Raw genomic sequence first — 3,523 nt, 5'->3', positions numbered from 1 at the left:
ACCGGTACGTGCACGCGTCCGGCAGATCATGAGATTGCCCAGAAGCGCCGCCAGAACCAGACCCAGGCCGACCAGAGTCATCAGCATGATGCCCAGAACCGTGCCGGAACCCGGATCCGAACCCCTTATCCATGAACCGGAACGCTTCAGGCGCGTCTTTCTGGCATGTCCGGGCATGGCTCATTCCTCCCAGATGGCCACGGCAGTGCCATGGACCTGTGCAGGCAGCACGCCCATTGGGCCGGCAACCACTGGGCATGACACCCTGACTGCCGTCTGTCCGGCTGATGGGCTCAGCCTCACCTGGGCATGCGGCCCAGCCAGCCGGTGCACCAGCTCTTGGGAATCGCTCTTGCCGCGAGTGACGATCAGGTCTCTGGCAGCCGCGTTGGCCGCATCCTGACAGACCATGCCAATCCTGATCGTCTGGGTCAGCGTTAGCAGTATGAGAGCCAGGACCATGACAGCAGGAAGAATGATGGCGAACTCGGCCGTTACCGTGCCATTATCGGATCGCCACCCTCGTCTCCGTCCATACCGTCTTTCAGCCGACGGCACTGAGCGCCTTCTTCACCAGCCCCATCAACAAAGTGCGTGTGGAAGGGGATTTGACAATTGCCAGCAATACACCGGCCAGCGTGGCGGCCGCCACCATGATCACGGCGTATTCAGCAGTGATGGCCCCGGATTCAGGCCTAGCCAGAACCACGCTCAGCCGCGCATGCAGGGCACGCACTCCAGAATCCATAGCCTGGCTGATGCGAACGTACAAAGCCGTCATGAACCTGCTGGAACGTTGCCTTATTCTTTGCAACCATTGTGATCCGGCACCTGCAGCAGACCATGTCGTAGCCGACACCAATTGGCCTCCTGCCTGCCTTGTCTGTAGATGGAAGACCGTTGCAACCTCTTGTGGATATGTCATCGTTCTCACCTTTGTCTTTCCTTGTCTTCCCCACCCCGGCGAATAGCCATTCCTCAAAGAATCGGCATCCGATACCTTTCACTGTGCCCGTTCCAGCACATCTCTGTCGCCTTGTCAGATACATGTGGACGAGTGGACCTGCATCGGCAACCTGTGGACAACTGTGCCCGTGAGAGCTCCACACCATCAGGACATCCCACCCGCAAAGGCCGCAATGCAAGGGATGACTCCGATCAGCACGAAGGCCGGCAGAATACACAGCCCGGTCGGCACCAGCAGCCTGACCGCGATCGTCGCCGTGGTCTGGGCCAGCGCGCTGCGGGCATGGTGATCCAGCTGACGGATGGTTGTCTCGATACGCGTCAGAGGCGATGATCCCAAACGCCATGACGGCTCCAAACAGTCAGCCAGGACCTGCATGGACTGCCCGTAATCAGGATCGCCGATCGCTCCCGACCAGGATAGATCCCATCCGTTGCCACGTCCGAGCAGGTGAGCCACTTGAACCATCCGAAGCCCATAAGAGCCTGGCAACAGCCCGCCAATAACACCCAGGGCTCTGGGCAGAGAAGCCCCCTGACGAACAGCGACCCCCAGCAAGGCCAATACCAGGCTCAACGGCGGAGTTGATGCCTGCTCTTCGGCTAATCGCTCACCCAAACCGTCAAATTCCATGAGCAGAAGAGCCAGGACGGTCGACAGAGCGGCAATCAGCGGTTTCAAATCCATAGATCCTCCATGCCCAGATCGTTCATCAGCTGATGTATCCAAACCAGACCAACAACATAGAAGGCCGCTCCAAGAATCAGACATATGGTTCCCGGGCCGGGGCGACATAGGAAGGTCAACGGTCGCGCACCCATGAACTCGCCCATGATGATTGTCAACACCGGCAAGGTCGACAAGAGGCGGATCGTGGCCCTGGGCACAGCAAAGGCTTTTTCCCGGGCCTCATCTAGCGCCGCCCGCCGCCTCTGCATAACCGCCACGGTCCGCAGCCCATCAGAAGCCCGGCAACCCATGATGGCGCTGAGCCCATAACAGGCCATCAGAGCCTGGGCCATAATTGTCAGAGTCGGCCCCCGTTCCTGAGGCAGGCATCGGTTCTCCAACATGGCCATGACACGTTCCCGCGTGACCTCTTGGGTGGCGAACCGCCGCCCGGATGCCTCCTCGAAAGCCTCTATCAGACCGCCTCCATTGTCGACAAAGGCAAGCAGGGAAGTGATCAGCACCGCCAGGCCGGGCCGATCCGACTGTGCAGAGGGCTTGACTGACATGGCCTTGAGCCTTGCGGCCACGTCGCCTCTATGCGGAAGCAGGGCCAGACAGGCAACAGACGTTATCATCGCAGCCAACCAAGCTGCAGTCTCGCCATTCATAATCCACCTCAACTACGCAGCGTTCGCCGAGGCGCTGGTCACAATGCCCCACTGCCTGGCAAACTTCGACCAGGCCGTTCCATATGTAGCTGCCCCTCGGCCCGGCCAGGTACAGACAGCCTCCCCCAAAAGCCGACCGTCAACGGTCGTCGTCAGTCGGCCAATCTGAGCGATATGTCTATGACCACCGGTTCGTTCCAGGTGGACAACAACGTCAAACGCCCCTTGGGCCAGAGCCGCCAAGGCCCTCGGCTCCAGCCCCGCCAGCAGCCCCAAGGCCGCCAACCTGGCAGGAACGCGTTCTACATTGTCGGCATGCAGAGTGGCCATGCCACCCCGATGACCAGAATTGAAAGCTCGCAGCAGATCCGCTATCTCCTCTCCCCGGCATTCACCCAGAATGATCCGATCGGGCCGCATGCGCAGTGTGGCCTTAACCAAATCGACTAGCCCCACACCCCCTGCCCCTTCAATGTTGGATTCTCTGGCAGCCAGGGAAACCAAGTTCCTATGACCGGCAATACGGCCCAGCTCACGGACTTCCTCTACGACAACCAGCCGCTGCTCCTGTGGACACATGCCCAGCAGGGCCCGCAGAAGTGTGGTCTTGCCGGCACCCGTGCCACCAGTCACCAGAATGGTCGCCCGATTGACCACTAGCGCCCGAAGGATAAAGAGCCAACTGGCGGGACACAGCCCGCCAGCAACCAGCTCCTCCAGACCGGGCGGGTTTCTGTTGGGCAGTCTGATGGAAATGGCAGCGCCTTCTGGAATGAGCGGGGCCAGCACGGCGTGGACCCTGATCCCCTCCCTGCTGGAGGCATCGGCCATGGGTCGAGCATCGTCCAGGCGACGCCCCAGCTGAGCGCATAACTGCACAGCAAAGTCCCTTACTGCCCGAGGGCCTGCAAACCCAGGCCGCAGCAGAACCTCCTCCATGCCCGCACCTCGGTCGATCCAGACATCGCCTTGTCCGGTCACTGCGATGTCAGTCACCGCGGGATCGCTCACCAGCCCATCCAAGTACCCGAAAGTGGGCGGCTGGGCGGAATCACCATCAGGGAATGAACCTTCGATGCTTTCCCCGCTCCTCTCGATCATTGGACAGCCTTAGACCGAGTCGGTTCGCGAGAAGAGACCCGCTCTTCCCTTCTTTCGCCGACGATCATTCCTGCGATCCGCTCCACCAGGGGATGAAGAGCCCGGGCGTAAGCAC

5 protein-coding genes are annotated in these 3,523 nt (G+C 60.6%); all 5 read right to left on the bottom strand.

The annotated features are described in order from the left end of the window. Positions 1 to 180 precede the first annotated feature (180 nt). The gene (locus AC0AP0_RS10455; RefSeq protein ID WP_490430414.1) at positions 181 to 558 is read right to left on the bottom strand and encodes a TadE family type IV pilus minor pilin; all 378 of its coding nucleotides are present in this window, start codon (positions 556 to 558) and stop codon (positions 181 to 183) included. Next, on the bottom strand, positions 545 to 781 hold the full coding sequence (locus tag AC0AP0_RS10450) for a DUF4244 domain-containing protein (protein WP_046323466.1): 237 nt from the start codon (positions 779 to 781) through the stop codon (positions 545 to 547). Before AC0AP0_RS10450 ends, AC0AP0_RS10455 begins: the two co-directional genes overlap by 14 nt. A 330-nt stretch (positions 782 to 1,111) precedes the next feature. Beyond that, complete coding sequence (locus AC0AP0_RS10445; protein ID WP_261254471.1) at positions 1,112 to 1,654, bottom strand: pilus assembly protein; 543 nt, start codon at positions 1,652 to 1,654, stop codon at positions 1,112 to 1,114. Then, a complete protein-coding gene (locus AC0AP0_RS10440) occupies positions 1,645 to 2,307 on the bottom strand; it encodes a Flp pilus assembly protein TadB (RefSeq protein WP_490430413.1) in 663 nt (220 codons plus the stop codon). Before AC0AP0_RS10440 ends, AC0AP0_RS10445 begins: the two co-directional genes overlap by 10 nt. 12 nt (positions 2,308 to 2,319) lie before the next feature. Beyond that, positions 2,320 to 3,408 (bottom strand): TadA family conjugal transfer-associated ATPase, encoded by a 1,089-nt coding sequence (locus AC0AP0_RS10435; protein WP_490430412.1) that lies wholly within the window; start codon positions 3,406 to 3,408, stop codon positions 2,320 to 2,322. Between the last annotated feature and the right edge of the window lie 115 nt (positions 3,409 to 3,523).

It is taken from the genome of Bifidobacterium sp. POST2/T3 (B1) (genome assembly GCF_058197115.1).
This window is presented reverse-complemented; position numbering and strand designations above follow the sequence as displayed.